19 protein-coding genes and 1 pseudogene are annotated in these 14,257 nt (G+C 59.6%); 2 read left to right on the top strand and 18 right to left on the bottom strand.

Annotated features, from left to right (window positions below):
* Window positions 1-154 precede the first annotated feature (154 nt).
* Window positions 155-656, bottom strand: a pseudogene (locus tag MLE42_RS06015) (GNAT family N-acetyltransferase).
* A 65-nt stretch (window positions 657-721) separates the two neighbouring features.
* Window positions 722-910 carry a hypothetical protein gene (locus tag MLE42_RS06010; protein WP_243286983.1) on the bottom strand — a complete coding sequence of 63 codons (189 nt, stop codon included), beginning with the start codon at window positions 908-910 and terminating at the stop codon, window positions 722-724.
* 210 nt (window positions 911-1,120) lie between these two features.
* On the opposite strand from MLE42_RS06010, the gene MLE42_RS06005 reads away from it, so the two are divergent.
* A complete protein-coding gene (locus tag MLE42_RS06005) occupies window positions 1,121-1,480 on the top strand; it encodes a hypothetical protein (RefSeq protein ID WP_243286982.1) in 360 nt (119 codons plus the stop codon).
* 76 nt (window positions 1,481-1,556) lie between these two features.
* Here the strand turns inward: MLE42_RS06005 and MLE42_RS06000 are convergent, their stop codons facing one another.
* The 5 genes from MLE42_RS06000 to MLE42_RS05980 all read right to left on the bottom strand — a co-directional run bounded on the left by MLE42_RS06000 (window position 1,557) and on the right by MLE42_RS05980 (window position 4,447).
* Window positions 1,557-2,063 carry a hypothetical protein gene (locus MLE42_RS06000; RefSeq protein WP_243286981.1) on the bottom strand — a complete coding sequence of 169 codons (507 nt, stop codon included), beginning with the start codon at window positions 2,061-2,063 and terminating at the stop codon, window positions 1,557-1,559.
* A gap of 174 nt (window positions 2,064-2,237) precedes the next feature.
* Window positions 2,238-2,681, bottom strand: a complete 444-nt coding sequence (locus MLE42_RS05995; protein ID WP_243286980.1) for a GNAT family N-acetyltransferase — start codon at window positions 2,679-2,681, stop codon at window positions 2,238-2,240.
* 157 nt (window positions 2,682-2,838) lie between these two features.
* Window positions 2,839-3,258, bottom strand: a complete 420-nt coding sequence (locus MLE42_RS05990; protein WP_243286979.1) for an SgcJ/EcaC family oxidoreductase — start codon at window positions 3,256-3,258, stop codon at window positions 2,839-2,841.
* A 99-nt stretch (window positions 3,259-3,357) separates the two neighbouring features.
* Window positions 3,358-3,675, bottom strand: a complete 318-nt coding sequence (locus MLE42_RS05985; protein ID WP_243286978.1) for an SdpI family protein — start codon at window positions 3,673-3,675, stop codon at window positions 3,358-3,360.
* A gap of 205 nt (window positions 3,676-3,880) precedes the next feature.
* Window positions 3,881-4,447, bottom strand: a complete 567-nt coding sequence (locus MLE42_RS05980) for a TetR/AcrR family transcriptional regulator (protein ID WP_243286977.1) — start codon at window positions 4,445-4,447, stop codon at window positions 3,881-3,883.
* Between the two features lie 170 nt (window positions 4,448-4,617).
* Here MLE42_RS05980 and MLE42_RS05975 point away from each other — a divergent pair, with 170 nt between their 5' ends.
* Window positions 4,618-5,631 carry a saccharopine dehydrogenase NADP-binding domain-containing protein gene (locus MLE42_RS05975; RefSeq protein WP_243286976.1) on the top strand — a complete coding sequence of 338 codons (1,014 nt, stop codon included), beginning with the start codon at window positions 4,618-4,620 and terminating at the stop codon, window positions 5,629-5,631.
* A 113-nt stretch (window positions 5,632-5,744) separates the two neighbouring features.
* Here the strand turns inward: MLE42_RS05975 and MLE42_RS05970 are convergent, their stop codons facing one another.
* From MLE42_RS05970 to MLE42_RS05920, 11 genes are all read right to left on the bottom strand, one after another.
* On the bottom strand, window positions 5,745-6,242 hold the full coding sequence (locus MLE42_RS05970; protein ID WP_243286975.1) for a TspO/MBR family protein: 498 nt from the start codon (window positions 6,240-6,242) through the stop codon (window positions 5,745-5,747).
* Window positions 6,243-6,394: 152 nt separating this feature from the next.
* On the bottom strand, window positions 6,395-6,991 hold the full coding sequence (locus MLE42_RS05965; protein ID WP_243286974.1) for a hypothetical protein: 597 nt from the start codon (window positions 6,989-6,991) through the stop codon (window positions 6,395-6,397).
* 159 nt (window positions 6,992-7,150) lie between these two features.
* Window positions 7,151-7,690, bottom strand: coding sequence for a DinB family protein (locus tag MLE42_RS05960; RefSeq protein ID WP_243286973.1), 540 nt, complete (start codon window positions 7,688-7,690; stop codon window positions 7,151-7,153).
* Window positions 7,691-8,009: 319 nt separating this feature from the next.
* Window positions 8,010-8,786: an alpha/beta fold hydrolase gene (locus MLE42_RS05955; RefSeq protein WP_420843082.1), complete on the bottom strand. Its 777-nt coding sequence runs from the start codon at window positions 8,784-8,786 to the stop codon at window positions 8,010-8,012.
* A 377-nt stretch (window positions 8,787-9,163) separates the two neighbouring features.
* Window positions 9,164-9,916 carry an SAM-dependent methyltransferase gene (locus MLE42_RS05950; protein WP_243286971.1) on the bottom strand — a complete coding sequence of 251 codons (753 nt, stop codon included), beginning with the start codon at window positions 9,914-9,916 and terminating at the stop codon, window positions 9,164-9,166.
* Window positions 9,917-10,097: 181 nt separating this feature from the next.
* A complete protein-coding gene (locus MLE42_RS05945) occupies window positions 10,098-10,721 on the bottom strand; it encodes a methyltransferase family protein (RefSeq protein WP_243286970.1) in 624 nt (207 codons plus the stop codon).
* A 148-nt stretch (window positions 10,722-10,869) separates the two neighbouring features.
* Complete coding sequence (locus MLE42_RS05940; RefSeq protein WP_243286969.1) at window positions 10,870-11,337, bottom strand: GNAT family N-acetyltransferase; 468 nt, start codon at window positions 11,335-11,337, stop codon at window positions 10,870-10,872.
* Window positions 11,338-11,468: 131 nt separating this feature from the next.
* Complete coding sequence (locus tag MLE42_RS05935; RefSeq protein ID WP_243286968.1) at window positions 11,469-12,092, bottom strand: TlpA family protein disulfide reductase; 624 nt, start codon at window positions 12,090-12,092, stop codon at window positions 11,469-11,471.
* A 139-nt stretch (window positions 12,093-12,231) separates the two neighbouring features.
* Window positions 12,232-12,816, bottom strand: coding sequence for a hypothetical protein (locus MLE42_RS05930; protein ID WP_243286967.1), 585 nt, complete (start codon window positions 12,814-12,816; stop codon window positions 12,232-12,234).
* A 159-nt stretch (window positions 12,817-12,975) separates the two neighbouring features.
* Window positions 12,976-13,398, bottom strand: a complete 423-nt coding sequence (locus tag MLE42_RS05925; protein ID WP_243286966.1) for an energy transducer TonB — start codon at window positions 13,396-13,398, stop codon at window positions 12,976-12,978.
* Window positions 13,399-13,544: 146 nt separating this feature from the next.
* Window positions 13,545-14,099 carry a hypothetical protein gene (locus tag MLE42_RS05920; protein WP_243286965.1) on the bottom strand — a complete coding sequence of 185 codons (555 nt, stop codon included), beginning with the start codon at window positions 14,097-14,099 and terminating at the stop codon, window positions 13,545-13,547.
* Window positions 14,100-14,257: the final 158 nt, after the last annotated feature.

The raw sequence follows: 14,257 nt of genomic DNA, 5'->3' as shown, positions 1-14,257 counted from the left end.
CGGCGGGGGCAGGATGGGTCCGCGATGTGAGATAGAGACTGCATCTTTATGAATGCCACGGACATGAAGATAGCCCGGTTTCCCCCGGGTGCCAGAGCCGATCGCTTGGTAAAAAAATGGACTTTGCCTCGGTCGGAGGCAGGCGGGCGGAGGATCAGGCCGTTGTGAAGAAGGCCGGGTGATGCGTGACGAGCCCGCTCGGGATGTCCCCGGAGAAGGGAAGGCACATGACATACTCCGGCGGCACTTCGTGGATGCGAAGCCGAGGGACCTGCCTGAAGCCAAACCGAACCTGGTAGGCAGGATCGCCGACGAGCAGGCAGCTGCCTGCGCCGAGGGCGCGAAGGCCATCCAGGCCGGTCCTGATGAGCGGAGCGCCGATGCCCTGCTTCTGGCGGGAAGGCAGGACGGCCACGGGGCTGAGCGTATACCAGCCGAGGCCCTCGCCATGGATGAAGGCCGGGGAGAAGGCGATATGGCCCACCACCTGGCCTTCCCATTCGGCCACGAGGGTATAGGGTGAGAGCGCCAGAAGCCCGCAGGGCCCTGACGATGAGGTGTTCTGTGTGGTGGCCGTAGGGGTGGTTCTGGAAGGCTTCCAGGTTGATCCGGTCGATGGCGGAAATGTCCGCTTCGGTTTCCGGCCTGATGATCATGGGAACTCCCATGGCCTGGCTTTGTGATGGATGTCATCCAGGGCCGATCCGTGATCCATCTGCGATCAATCCGCGCGGCTTTCCCGGTAGAGCATCGTCGCCAGGGCGCCACAGAACAGGAACGCCGCCAGGCTCATCCAGGAGGGGATGAGGGCCCGGCCGATCTGGACCTCCAGCCCGAGAATCACCCGCACCAGGTGGGCCAAGGCGACGATTCCGAGAAAGGCCGTGGCGAGGAACGAAGCAGGTTTCATGGGCACCTCCGCATGGCTCCGGCGCCTGGTCCAGGATCGGGCCCCGGAGGTGGTCCCGCCACCTTCCCAGGTCATGAATGCCGCGATCTCTTCCTTGCCGGCCTCTGATCGCGGCTCGCGCCCGGGTTGGAAAGCCGGGAATCCGGCCCTTTCCGCCCGGAGTATGATCGTCCTTCTTCTCCGTCACGCGACAGGCCGAGGAGGGTGGTCATGCTGCGCACCAAGGTGATCAGGGATCTGGATGAGATGCGCGGCCAGGCCTTCCCGCCGCCGTACACGCTCATGGAAACCCTCGAGACCACGGAGGGCCGGGGCGAGGCTTGGTGGGTCCTCGTCGCCTACGAGCGGTACGGCACCCAGGCCCGATGGGTCGCCGTGTTTCCCGAGGCCGGGGAGGCCAGGTTCTTCACGGATGGCGATGAGCTGCGCGGGCGCTGGGACCCGGACCACGAGATCTTCATCCCGGATGAGGGTTCGCCCCTGGACCTGCGGGGCAACCCCGTGTCCTTGGCTGCCATCGAGGAGGATGAAGAGGATGAGGATGCCGAGGCCGAGGAAAGACGGCGATAGGGGGAGGCCCGGACCCCACCGGACCGAAGGGTATGTCGAAGGGAATCACGCCCCCCGGAGCCTGTTCAGGGCCGTGTCATCGGTCCGGCGTGACCATCATGACGATCTTGAGCACCCCGTGGTTTCCACCCTCGAAGAGACTGTCGAACTCGTCCTTGGACATCACCAGAGTGGAACTGTCGGACCTGTATTTCTTCTCCTTTGCCGAGATCTCCTGCTCCGTGAAGGTTGCCAGCGCCTGCCCGGAGCGGATGATCGAATAGCGAAGGACCACCTTCCGGTCGAAGGAAGGGCGCACGTAGGCCGTGGACTGGATCTTCAGCTCCACCCGTTTGGCTTTCTCATTCACGGTCTTCTTCACCACGATCAGGGGAAGGGAGACGTCATCACAGACGAATGTCCCCTGGTCCGTGAACGAGTACATGCCCGCGGGTTCCGCGACGTGGAGCCTGTCCATCGGAAGCTCGAGGACCATCGGGGACGAGAACTCGCTTTGCTGAACATCGACCATCGTCCCCTGCCGAGCGGCCACCGCCCCCTGCCGGGTGGCCACCTGACCCATCAAGGGCAGGAACAGCAGCATTCCGAATGCGCATCTGGTTCCTAGGCTCATCACGACTCCATGAAGGGCAGAAGAGAAGGCAGGTGGGAGCCCGGGGTGGAAGGAGCAGCCACGGATAGCGGATCGCTGCTTCATTCTGCCCAGGCGGGCAGGGATGCGGAAGGCTAAGCAGGCCGGGTCGCAGTTGAGCGAGGGTCAGGCCGACAGGCTCTTGTGGTAGACGTGTTGGCTCTTCTTGCGGAGGTATCCGAGCGACTCGTAAAACCCATGAGACTCGGGACGCAAGACATTCGATCTGACACCGAGGCTGGCCCCCGATTGGTCTAGGACCCACGCCTCTGCGGCTCGGACCAGCGCTTTGCCAATGCCTGACCGCCGGACCGTTCCGTCCACGACCAGACCCACGATCTCAAACTTGATTCCAGATTCCAGAGTGATGCGCCGCTCTGCGGCAAGCCAGCCGAGGAGGCCATGGCCCTCCAGGGGTTCTGCCACAAGGACCAGATGGGAAGGATTGGGCAGCAGCAGGGCCAAGCGCCGGACGATCTCCTCGCGTCCCGCGGGGTATCCAAGCGCGTCAGAGAGCCGGGCGATTTCAGAGGCATCGGACAGATTGGCCGATCGGATTCGGTGGCTCATGGGCTGCCTATCGAATGAAGGTTTGGCGCCGCCGGCGCGCCGATCAAGGCCGGAGGACGCGGGAGGTTGAGAAAGGGCGAAGGACCTGGCAGGCAGAGGTTGGACTTGAGCGGAAGGCCGAGCATCATCGGCCGATTCGGCGACATGGCGTTTGCCGCTACTGCGGTCTGGACGCGACTCCTTCAATGATGTCGGTGTTCTGCGAATCGATGATGAACCATCCGCCGTCTTCCTGACGCAGCACGTTCAGCAGGATGCCGTTGCGCTCTGGCAGTGGCGCTCCGCCGGGCGTGACGTGGCCCTCGAGCTTCCAGCGGCATCGCGCGATCGCGATGTGCGGCGCTGGGAACCGCGTGAAGACTTCCGCGATGGTCAACCGGCTGTTCCTGAAGAGGGTTTGGTGCGTGAATTCGTGGGCTGCCTTGATCTCCCCGCGCCCCTTCCACCACAGGCCGACCACATTCACGAACTCGGCGTCCGCCGAGAACAACTCTCCAAAGGCGTTCATGTCGTGCCGGTTCCAGCATTCGGCGAAAGATTCGACCACGCGCGTGACGGCTGTGACTTCTGCTGACATGGTGGGTGCTCCTTGATGAGGCAACCGTCGTTGGGAGGGGTGAATTCAAGGCTTGCCAGACAGTCGCGCCAGGTAGCCCTTGCTTCAATAAGCCGCAAACTAGACCGCAAGATGGGCGTAGGTCGTTGACATGACCAGAGCGACAAGAAGTGCTGCCACAAAAAGGAGCCAATTGAAGCTGGCAGAGAACCCGAGGACTGTCGAACCGACCATGGAGAGGCCGGCCCCGAACAGGGCCACCGCCACCAGCAGCCAACCGCCAAACGTGTTGGTCTTGAACCAGAGCCGCTCGTTCTGGAGACTTCTGCGGATTCGAACTCCGTACCGCGGATTCGGGCGAACCCATCTCATGGCCAGGGGAAGGGCGAGGACGGCGAGGACCAGGGAGGCGATCAGCAGCGAGAAGTTCGGGTGCATGTGAACCTTGGATGCGGTCTTGCGAAGGATGCTAGCCGGTTCCGCCTGCCCCGCGACGCTGGACGAAGCCGAGGAGGACAAATGAAGGGAGAGCGCCAAGGGCCAAGCGAGCGGGGCCGGGGTGAGCCAGATGTGGGCCGGCGCCGGGTCTCGCCAAGGGAGGTGCCGGACCAGCCGGAGGTGATGGGAGGCCAGGCCGCCACACTCACCTGCCAGCGCGCGCGCCCGCCAGCAGCGCCTTGAGGCATCCGAGCAGCACCTCGGTGGCTTCCTCTGGGTTGAGCAGCGCCCAGCTGACGAAGGCGCCATTGACCAGCACCGCGAGCTGTGCGGCCAGCTGGTTGGGTCGAGGCCCGTCCAGCCGCTTGGCGATGTCCTGCAGACGGCCTCTCAGCGCCTGCATGTGTCGCCGGGAGACCTCGCGGGCAGGGTGGTCCTGGTCGGCAAATTCGGCGGCCACATTGATCTGGGGGCAGCCGCGGTAGTTCGAGCGAGCCAGGCGCGCGCCAATCCAGCGCATGTGGGCTTCCAGCTCACCGGCAGGGTCGTGAGGGTGTTGTTGGGCCACGCCGTCCCATAGCGCCCAGAACTCGCGATCCTCGCGCTCCAGGAAGGCGACGATGAGGTCGTCCTTGGTGGGGAAGTAGCGGTACAGGCTGGTCTTCGCAACCGCGGCTTCCTGCACGACCAGATCGACGCCGACGGCACGCACGCCGCGCTGGTAGAAGAGGGTGGAAGCCGTTTCGAGGATGTGTTCGCGGAGGTCGGCCACCGGTTCGGGCGCAGCTCTCCCGGAGCGCCTCGACGCGAGGGTGCGGCCGGTCGGTGCAGGGCTTCCCGGAGAACGATGAGAGGATTTGGAGCGCATGCTTGACAGAGTACAGACCTGTCTGTAACGTGTGAAGAACAGACAGGTCTGTATTATATTTTTGGAGGGCACTCATGCATCCCACAGCCAAGGACATCGCCGTGTATGGCGCCAGCGGCCACACCGGTCAATTTGTCGTCCAAGAGGCCCGGCGGCTGGGGCTTCCGGTGGTGGCCATCGGGCGCAGCCTCGCGCAACTCGATGCCGCGTTTCCCTCGGGCGTTGCCCGGCGCGTGGCGATGCTCGACGATCCCGCCAGCCTCGAGCAGGCCTTCGCGGGCTGTGCGGTGGTCATCAACTGCGCCGGCCCGTTTCTCGATACCGCAGCGCCCGTGGCACAGGCGGCGCTACGCGCCGGCTGCCACTATATCGACGTGACGGCGGAGCAGCCCAGCGCTCAAGCCACCTTTGCCGACTTCGACGCCCCGGCGCGCGAAGCAGGCCGGGTCGCGATTCCGGCGGCCGGATTCTATGGCGGCTTGGCCGACCTGCTGGCCGGCGCATTGGCCTCTGAGGGCGACATCGACGAGATCACGGTGGCGATCGCACTCGACCACTGGTGGCCCACCGCCGGCACGCGCAGGACCGGCGAGCGCAACCAGGTGCCCCGTGTGGTGGTGAAGGGCGGGCGGCTTGAGCCTCTGGTGCCATCACCCGAGGTGCCGGACTGGAGCTTCTCTCCGCCGCTGGGTCATCAGCCCATGGTCGAGCTGCCGTTCAGCGAGATCATCACCATGGCCCATCATCTGAAGGCCGGCACGATCCGCTCGCTCATCAACCGCGCCGCGCTTGCGGACATCCGTGATGCCTCGACGCCACCGCCCACTGCTGTCGACGAGTGCGGACGTTCGGCGCAGCGTTTCGAGCTGCAGGTGCGGCTCGCGCAGGGCAGCGCGACCAAGACGGCCAGCGTGCGTGGGCGGGACATCTATGCGGTGACGGCGCCCATTGTGATCCAGGCCGCCCTGCGTCTGCGCTCACCCTCGTACCTACACAGCGGCGCGTTGGCGCTGGCCGAGGCGGTCGACCCCGTCGAGCTGTTGCGCGCGTTGCACGGTCGGGCGTTCGAGGTGTCCGGAGACGCCTGACGAATGGACCTGGCCGGATCCGCCCGCACCAAGATGCGGAGCGAAATCTGAGGAGGCCGGGAGGTGAGAGCGCGCAGAAGGCAATGCAGGCGAGGCCAGAGTTGAGCGGGGGGTCAGGTGAAGATGCGGGGGTTGCCTTTCCATGCGGCCCAGGTGAGAACAGAGGCGAACGATACCCAAGCCAGGTAAGGGAGCAGCAGGGCACCGGCGACACGATGATGGCGCCAGAACATAAATACAGTGGCGATGATCAACAACCACAGAAACAGGATTTCAACAAATGCAAGACAGCCCAGGTGCCAGACAAAGAACAACCAGGTCCACAAGGCGTTTACGGCCAGCTGAAAAAGAAACAGGGAGAGGGCGGAGCCAGCCTTTTGGAAGCCGCTCTTCCTCCAGACAAGCCAGGCGGAAATGCCCATGAGGGCATAGAGAACCGTCCATACGGGCCCAAAGAGCCACCCAGGTGGTGCCCAATGCGGGCGAACGAGCGACTGATAGAGCGCTCCAGCCTGAGCAGAGGCCAGAGCACCCAGCGCCGCGGCTGCAAAGCAGACACATAGCCACCCAAGGAGGCCGAGGATTTGCGTGGACATCGGGTAGCGGGCCATTGGACTTCCGAGGAAGCGCCTAGCGATGGAAGATCTCCGGTCCCGCTGGCGCCAAAGGGCTGAGCGGGGCCCGGGAGGTGGAATATTGAGAGAGAGCGGAGGGCAAGGCGGAGTGGGCCTGAGTTGAGGGGAGGGTCAGGCCGATGCCGAGTTTAACGAAAGCAGCTGGTTGACTGCTTGCGCTTTCGGCCCCGCGAGGCCAGCACCGCGAGGGAGGCGTTGAGGATGAACACGTAGGCCACAAAAGTGATATTTTCGAAGTTGTAGGTTTGAACCGACAATAGGCTTATTCCGAAGCCGAGGGCGCTGACAGCATAGGCAATCCAACTCTCGGAATGAGGATGATGATACGACTTGATGAGTGTCGGTATGCCCGCCAGCATGTCGGCCAGCAGCGAGAACAGCAAAGCCAGGTTGGGCTTGTCGGTCATGGCCCAGAGGATGATGCCGAGGAACGCCGCCGCCATCAGGTAGTAGTCGCGCGGTTCGCTTTTCCAATAGGCTTTCTTGTTGAAGAAAGACACAGCGACGATAAGCAGCGGCGTAAAGCCGGCGGCAAATGACGCCCACGATACGCCCTCGACGCCCTGCGCCCTTTGCGCCACGAAGATGACCATCGGGAAGATTCCCCAAAGCAGCCACGTGATGCGGTTGGGCTGGGCCTTGCCGGCGATGGTCTCATATAGGTAATAGAAGCCGCCGAGTGAGCCGATGATGGCGCCGATGATTGCGAAATATTCGGGGAGCACGGGTGGCCTATATCATTGGCGCTCCCGGGCACGTCTGCACCGAGGCGACGAGCGGAGCCGAGGAAGCGGGATGGTGGGAGAGAGCGGAAGACAGGGTAGACGGGGTCCGACTTGAGCGGAGGGCTAGGCCAAGATCGACCCTGCTCGTTGTTGAGTCGGCTAATGCTGACGATCCTTCAAAATCGATAAAACATTTGACCAAGGTCCGACGGCGCTGGCGCAGGTCTTTGCCATGGTGCGAGCAATCTGCCCAAGGTGGTCAAGATCATGGACGGTCCAGGTTGCCAATAGGTGTGCGAGAGTCACCTGACCGAATTCTGGATGTAAACCGACGCGGTCAAGGTCGGCATTTGTAAGATTCATCCCACGAAGAATGGCTAGGTTATCTCGTCGAAGCGATGCGAAGGTCGAGAGCAATTCTGATAGCGGTTTACCCTGGCTCTGGGTGAACTGTGCGGTCCGGTCAAATGGATCAAAAGCTCGGGTCTCCCCGGCCAAGATGTGTCGTGCTCTGGGGATCCAGTTGGCCTGTTCGCCATAAATGAGATGGCCGATGACATCATAGGGAGACCAGGTGTTGTCACCTTCGGTCGCTGTCACCCAGGTTTCAGGCAGTCCTTCAAGCAGCTTCGCGAGACCCGCTGGCGTTCGTTCCAATACCGCCAGAAGGTCGTTGAGAGAAGGCTTGGAAGGGCTCATGGCAAACATTCTACTGCTGCAGGATTTCGGTGAGCGAAACCTTGTACTGAGTCCTTAAGGATGGCCCAACGAAGGAAGCTAACCGGACCCGCCTGCACCGAGTCGACGAGCGGAGCCGCGGGAGCGGGACGCTGAGAGAGCGGAAGACAATGCAGGCGGTGTCCGAGTTGAGCTGAGGGCTAGGCAGGCTTCTGGGCCGAGCTGATGGCAACGCCACAACAATGAAGGTGCTTATGGACGTGGGTTGATGTGTCCAGCGAGTCGCGTGGCGAAGGCACGAGCGTCATCGGCGCGATCCCAACTGGCGGGGCGGCGGCGGTCACTTGATTGCCCGTGCATCGAGAAACCCGCCGATCATGGACGCCAGCCACCTGGTGCGCGTCGTCACCTGCATGTGATCGGTGCCGGGGAGCACCGCCAGCTGTGCGTGCGGAAGGAGCCGAAACGTCTCCACGGCATGTTCGGGGCGGATGACGTCGGCATCGCCGATCACCACGAGCGTCGGTGCAGTGATGCTTCGGAGGGCATCGGCCGGGATATCCTTAAAGTGGCGCATGCGCTGGACGGCCTTGTCGTGCATCATCCGCAGGTTCTCGGGCTGAGGTGCGACCTTGAGATACTCCTTTTGCAGCACTTGCGGCATGTTCTCCACCTTGGCGTTGGCCATCGCATCCCAGAGCCATGGATAGGCGCCATCGTGTTTGACGAGAGCCGACGCTACCACCAGCTTGCGTATGGCTTTCGGATGCCTGATCGCCATCTGCAGCGCGATGGTGCCGCCGTTGCTGTATCCGAATAGGTCCGCTCTCTCGATGTGCAGGTACTCGAGCAGGGCCGCGGCGTCGTCCGCGGATTGCTCGAAGCTGAACGGCCGGTCGGCGATGTCCGCAGTGTGTCCATAGCCCTGCTGCTCGAAGGCGATGACCTGTCGCCCGCTCGCCAGCGCTGGTAGGATCTGGCCGAACGATGTCTGGATGGTGTCGCCGCCGCCATGCAGAAGCACGAGCGGTGGTTGCGTGGGGCTCGCGACGCCGTGTATCTCGAAATAGATCTGCAGGCCGTTGACGGGAGCGAAACCCGTCCGGACGGTTTGCATGTTCTGATTCTTCCCTGGTTGCTCCGAGTGTTGCGCTGCCGCTTGCGTGACGGTGCCCAAGGTGAGGAGGAAGGCCGCTGTGGCCAGAGGCAAAAGGAATGCGGCAATGCGCTTGTTCCTGATTCGAATGAAGTTCCTCATAAGACCCTCCGGTTGGCGGGCGGACGCCTCCGGGTGATCTCCCCCGGCTAGCTCTCCGCCTCGCCTACGTAGTCGAACGAGGAGGCGCGAAATCGACATGACCTGAGGCTGGTATGCCTAATGAACAGGGTTAACCGGCGATGCCGAGGCGGTGCGGTAAGAGGAGACGAGAGTTCCGGTACGCTTGTGTGAGAGGGAAGTGGCTCACAGAGGCAACATCCGGGTTGAGCGAGAGGTTAGGTCCACCGCGGCATCAGCGCGAATACACCCCAGCCCAGGTATTCACGCGTGTAAGCGGCGTAGCGCTCGGGTTCCGAGGTCAGTTTGGCTCGAACATCTTTCGCGAACTCGTCGTCGGGATTGGCTTCAAGCCATCGGCGCATGGTGAACCACTTGGCGGCCTCGTACCTGTCCCAGTCATCCTGGTCAGCCAGAACCAATTCAACGAGGTCGTAGCCAAGCTGGCCGAAAGATGCGAGAAGTTTGGGAAGCACGAGGAAGTCGGAGAGCGAGTTGGCAAGACACCCCTTGGCAACATCTTCCGTCGGCGGCAACTGCCGCCAGTAGGGCTCACCGATGAGGATGACCCCTCCGCTGCGCAGGCTCCGCGCCAGAAGCTCGATAGTGCCGGCAACTCCCCCGGCGATCCAGGTGGCACCGACACAGGCTGCAACATCGACCTTCTCGTCAGAGACGTAGCCCGCAGCATCGCCATGGATGAACCTGACTTGATCGGCGACGCCGAGTTCTTCAGCACGGAGTTTCGCTTGTTCGGTGAACAACTGGCTCATGTCGATGCCGGTGCCGATAACACCGTGATCGCGTGCCCAGGTGCACAGCATCTCCCCCGAGCCGCTGCCGAGGTCAAGCACTCGGGCCCCCGATTCCAGACGCAGCGTCTTGCCGAGCGTGGCGAGCTTTTCGGGTGTGATCGGGTTGTGGATGCGGTGAGCACTTTCAGTGATGGCGAATATTCGTGGGATGTCCATGGTGGAAAATTCCCTTACGGGTGCGAATAGATTCGGTCAGGGCCTGACGAATGAAGCTAGCCGGACCCGCCTGCGCCGAGGCGGCACGCGGAGCCGAGATGGCAGGATGTTGAGAGAGAACGGAAGACAATGCAGGCGTGGTCCGAGTTGAGCGAGAGGTTAGGCGTCAGGTCGTGGGCGTTCATAGTCGCGGAATTGGGAACAGCGCCCGAACCTGCTGACGGTAATCCGCGTAAGGCTGGCCGAGAGCGCCAACGAGCATTTTGTCCTCGACACGGATCCGGTAGGTGTAGGCGAGAAGGGTAGCAATGAGTGAAGAGACAAACACCACCCAATTGCCCGAAGCCAGTGCAACTCCGTTGAGGATCAAAAGCGAGCCCAAGTAGCCCGGATGCCGAACCCAGCGGTAAGGCCCACCGCGCTCGACCGCATGACTGGCATGGACGAGAAGCGTTTTCGTATATCGCTCACGAAGGGTCAGAACCGCCCATAGGCGGGTGGCCAAGCCGAGGAAGCCGAAAGCAACGCCGGCCCAGGCGATCGACGGTAGCCCAGGTATAACGGCGGCTTTGAACCATGCGGGAAGCGACGATGTCGACTTGATTGCCAGGGAGAGGCCGAAAACGGGAACTGTCGCTGAGAGCGACACGATAAGCGTGCTGTAGTGATCGGAGGCCTCCGTTCGGACGCTACGGGCGCGCCTGCCGAAGCGGACCTCCGATTGCACCGCATAGAGCAACAGGAGGATGACGGCCGAGATGCCGTGGGTGGGTAGGTTGGTGAAACTTGCTATCAAATCAGACATTGGGTGAATCCCGATTGGTCTCTCGGACGCCTAACGAATGAAGGTAACTGCCCCGGCCTGCATCGAGGCGCTGAGCGGAGCCGAGGAAGCGAGAAGTTGAGAGAGAGCGGAAGGCAACGAAGGGGCGGGGCCCGACTTGAGCGGAGGGTTAGGCGAGCATCGATTTACGCATGGTTGCGTTGAACATTTTCACACCCCGGAGAAGGAATTCGTTGCGCGCCTCGACATGGAACCCGTATTTCGAAAAGAAGGGCTCTGCGGTGAGGCTGACCTTCGACCAAAGTTCGTTGACTTGGTTGGTTTTCGCCACTGAATGAATATGACTCATCAGAACCCGTCCAATCCCGCGATTGGCATAGGCCCCAGCTACGTAGAAATGGTCGATGTAGCCGGAGGGTTGTAGGTCGGCGTACCCAACCACGGCGCCATCCATTAGGACCAGAAAGGGCTGAATATCTCTGATCCGGTGAGCCCATGCAGCCTGGTCGTATTCGAAGGGAGCCCAGGCAGATTGTTGCTCCAGCGTGTACTGCCCTCCAGTCAGATCGTGTACCGAGGAAAAAAACACTGATCTCAGAACCGGTTCATCGCCAACCTCGAAGCTGCGAATCAACATGTACTGGCGCCTAACGAATGAAGCCAACCGGACCCGCCTGCGCCGAGGCGATGAGCGGAGCCGAGGAAGCGAGAAGTTGAGAGAGAGCGGAAGGCAATGCAGGCGGGGTCCGAGTTGAGCGGAGGGTTAGGCTAGTTCGTTTCTGTGTAGTAGTCGTTCAAGAGACTAGGCAGGAAGTTCGATCGGTAACCAGAATATGAAGCTGCAATGCGACCTTTTCTATCAATAATGTAGATCATGGGTAGAGCAATAATTGGGTCCCCTAACACATGCATTCCATGCTCGGCGAAACCTGCTTTATAAATTTTTATACCTTCGTATTCAGGTTTCTTTCTTCGGATGAAAGATAGTACCCATGGCCATCCTTCATTGTGAATTGGCCAAACAAGAAAATCACCTCGTTTTTCTTCAACCTGAAAACTTTTCATGGACTTGAGTGCGCGGAGCGAACCTTGGCAAGACGGCGTCCAAAAGCATAGAACTATAACTTTGCCTTTGTGATCTGAAATGGTCTGCTTAACACCATTTTCATCTGTGACCCCAAAAGCTGAAATATCAATGCGTTGATCTTTAGGAACTCGCGCAAGGGGGGGCGCATCATTTAAAGCTCTTGTACCCAGAGATGAGTGTGCCGCAGCGCTGTCGTTGTTAGCCGTGATGCAAATTTCTTCTCCAATTTTTAATGAGGACCCTGTATTGGTTTGAGCGGCTAGTGAGAGGGCCGAAATGACTATCAGGAGAAACGGCTTAAACAAGGGACCTCCTAGGTGGTTGAAGCCTAACGAATGGGGCTAACCGGCCGCGCCTGCACCGAGACGATGAGCGGAGCCGAGGAAGCAGGGAGATGAAAGAGAGCGGAAGACAATGCAGGCGGGGTCCGAGTTGAGCGCAGGGTTAGGCATTCTCGTCTGGCAGAGGGGTGAAGTGTTGTGCGTAAATCGCCTGTTGACGCTTTTCATTGAAGGTTGGAAGTGAGTCGGTGCAGCATTTTATGAAGAACTCGGTCTCTTTGCTCAACCTGTGCTTTTCGGCGGCGAGCTTGAGAAGACCGACCGGTCCGTCTGATGGAGCGAGCGTAACAATTTCCGAATACAACTGATCGAGCTGAGAGATAGATGATTCAATCTGTGGCAAGTAATCAAAGATCTGAGAAAAATTCTTCAGCATGGCTTTGACGGCCTGACTGTCGGCGTCGTGATTTGCCTTCAGGACGCCAAGTTCTAGGCCGGTAGTCATCAGTTGTGCTTTCTCATTGCTGATTGCACACAATAGTTCGAAACGCTTTTTTTCTGTTTCGAGTCTTTCTGACTTTGCGGCCTCTGCTTGAGCATGTACAAGGGCTTGATGGCTGGTTTGTGCCGCCCTTCGTGTCCAAATTAAGCCAATCGTAGAAATGCCAAAGGCAGAAAAGGCAACGCCATTGGCGAAATTGGAATTTGCCAGAAGCTCTTCGATGAATTTCGAAATGGATTCCAGCATCTTGGCGATCCCTTCATAAGATGCCTAACGAATGAAGCTAACCGGCCCCGCCTGCACCGAGGCGCTGAGCGGAGCCGAGGAAGCAAGAAGTTGAGAGAGAGCAAAAGGCAATGCAGGCGGGGTCCGAGTTGAGCGAGAGGTTAGGCGTTACGGGCCGCATTATTTGGAATCAGGCGGTCGAAACTGCTTGTTGTTGTTAGTACGTAAGTAGATTTCATGATTATGAGTGTTGAAGATAACTTTGATTCTAAAAGTACAATCCGTCCACTTGCCATCCAATTTGGCTGGTTGAAATATACAGGCCATAACATATTCTTCAGCGGCTGATGCAAAGGCTGAGGATTGGGCCGTGGCTTTTGCCCCGATTGGGAGGCCCTGTTTATCAATCTGGGTATCGACATCGATGACCACCTTCTCCGAGGTGGCCGAGTTTGATGGGAACTTGAATCCAATCGGAGCGGATTTCAATGTTGGTTCCCAGTAATCACGGGAATCAACGTTCAGTGGCCGATATGGCTCTGATGAAGGAGTCGGTGGCGTACAAGCCATGAGTAGAAGGGCCATCACGAGGAGCGATTTCATGGGTAACGCCTAACGAATGTGGCTAACCGGCCACGCCTGCACCGAGGCGACGAACGAAGCCGAGGAAGCAAGAGGTTGAGAGAGAGCGAAAGGCAATGCAGGCGGGGTCCGAGTTGAGCGGAGGGTTAGGCGCATCGATACCTTGGTTAAGAAATCCACATTTGTGATTGCTTGTAAAAGCGAAAGCCGAGCCCCTTCCAGATGTAGATATCTGTATGGCCCCCGCCGCTCAAAATACCCGACCAAGAAGAGGTGCTGATTTTCACAATTCCAGGGTAAACCTTGATTGAATACCCCAATACAAACCCATTGATAGGTTCACCATTGGCGTCGAAGTGCTTGATGGGAATATTACCCTTTCCCCAATAGACCTGTGCAAAGTAAGATTTGAGCGACTTTTCCAGTATCATCCGTTGAGCTGGGGTGAAGAGATTCTTGGTTGTGTCATCAAGACAAATAAAGCCAGAAGGCCGATTTTCCATAGAAGAAATCAGGTTTTGAATATATATCTGATTTGCATAACCATCAACCGTAGGTACTTCCTTTTTTAAGTGGGCAAGCATCTCTTCATCGTCAGCTTGATTTCTGGATGCAAGAGTATTGAGTTCTTGAAAAACCGCGCTAATGGCGAACCTTCGTCCAGCAACATAGCTCGCCACACAAAGTGGTCCGGAAACCACGAGTGCAATTCCGACAGCCATCAACCAGGGTCTGTATCGAAGCATATGCAGCGCCTAACGAATGAAGCTAACCGGACCCGCTTGCACCGAGACGATGAGCGGAGACGAGAAAGCGGAACGATGAGAGAGAGCGAAAGGCAATGCAGGCGGGGTCCGAGTTGAGCGGAGGGTTAGGTGGC

It is taken from the genome of Geothrix terrae, from assembly GCF_022808775.1.
GTDB lineage: Bacteria > Acidobacteriota > Holophagae > Holophagales > Holophagaceae > Geothrix > Geothrix terrae.
This window is presented reverse-complemented; position numbering and strand designations above follow the sequence as displayed.

Coding starts and splice junctions, on each gene's coding strand:
- MLE42_RS06005 (WP_243286982.1), top strand. CDS start 1,121: ATGCTGCGCACCAAGGTGATCAGGGATCTGGATGAGATGCGCGGCCAG.
- MLE42_RS05985 (WP_243286978.1), bottom strand. CDS start 3,675: ATGCACCCGAACTTCTCGCTGCTGATCGCCTCCCTGGTCCTCGCCGTC.
- MLE42_RS05990 (WP_243286979.1), bottom strand. CDS start 3,258: ATGTCAGCAGAAGTCACAGCCGTCACGCGCGTGGTCGAATCTTTCGCC.
- MLE42_RS05950 (WP_243286971.1), bottom strand. CDS start 9,916: ATGGACATCCCACGAATATTCGCCATCACTGAAAGTGCTCACCGCATC.
- MLE42_RS05925 (WP_243286966.1), bottom strand. CDS start 13,398: ATGAAATCGCTCCTCGTGATGGCCCTTCTACTCATGGCTTGTACGCCA.
- MLE42_RS05970 (WP_243286975.1), bottom strand. CDS start 6,242: ATGGCCCGCTACCCGATGTCCACGCAAATCCTCGGCCTCCTTGGGTGG.
- MLE42_RS05955 (WP_420843082.1), bottom strand. CDS start 8,786: ATGCAAACCGTCCGGACGGGTTTCGCTCCCGTCAACGGCCTGCAGATC.
- MLE42_RS06000 (WP_243286981.1), bottom strand. CDS start 2,063: ATGCTGCTGTTCCTGCCCTTGATGGGTCAGGTGGCCACCCGGCAGGGG.
- MLE42_RS05975 (WP_243286976.1), top strand. CDS start 4,618: ATGCATCCCACAGCCAAGGACATCGCCGTGTATGGCGCCAGCGGCCAC.
- MLE42_RS05960 (WP_243286973.1), bottom strand. CDS start 7,690: ATGAGCCCTTCCAAGCCTTCTCTCAACGACCTTCTGGCGGTATTGGAA.
- MLE42_RS05945 (WP_243286970.1), bottom strand. CDS start 10,721: ATGTCTGATTTGATAGCAAGTTTCACCAACCTACCCACCCACGGCATC.
- MLE42_RS05995 (WP_243286980.1), bottom strand. CDS start 2,681: ATGAGCCACCGAATCCGATCGGCCAATCTGTCCGATGCCTCTGAAATC.
- MLE42_RS05940 (WP_243286969.1), bottom strand. CDS start 11,337: ATGTTGATTCGCAGCTTCGAGGTTGGCGATGAACCGGTTCTGAGATCA.
- MLE42_RS05930 (WP_243286967.1), bottom strand. CDS start 12,816: ATGCTGGAATCCATTTCGAAATTCATCGAAGAGCTTCTGGCAAATTCC.
- MLE42_RS05920 (WP_243286965.1), bottom strand. CDS start 14,099: ATGGCTGTCGGAATTGCACTCGTGGTTTCCGGACCACTTTGTGTGGCG.
- MLE42_RS06010 (WP_243286983.1), bottom strand. CDS start 910: ATGAAACCTGCTTCGTTCCTCGCCACGGCCTTTCTCGGAATCGTCGCC.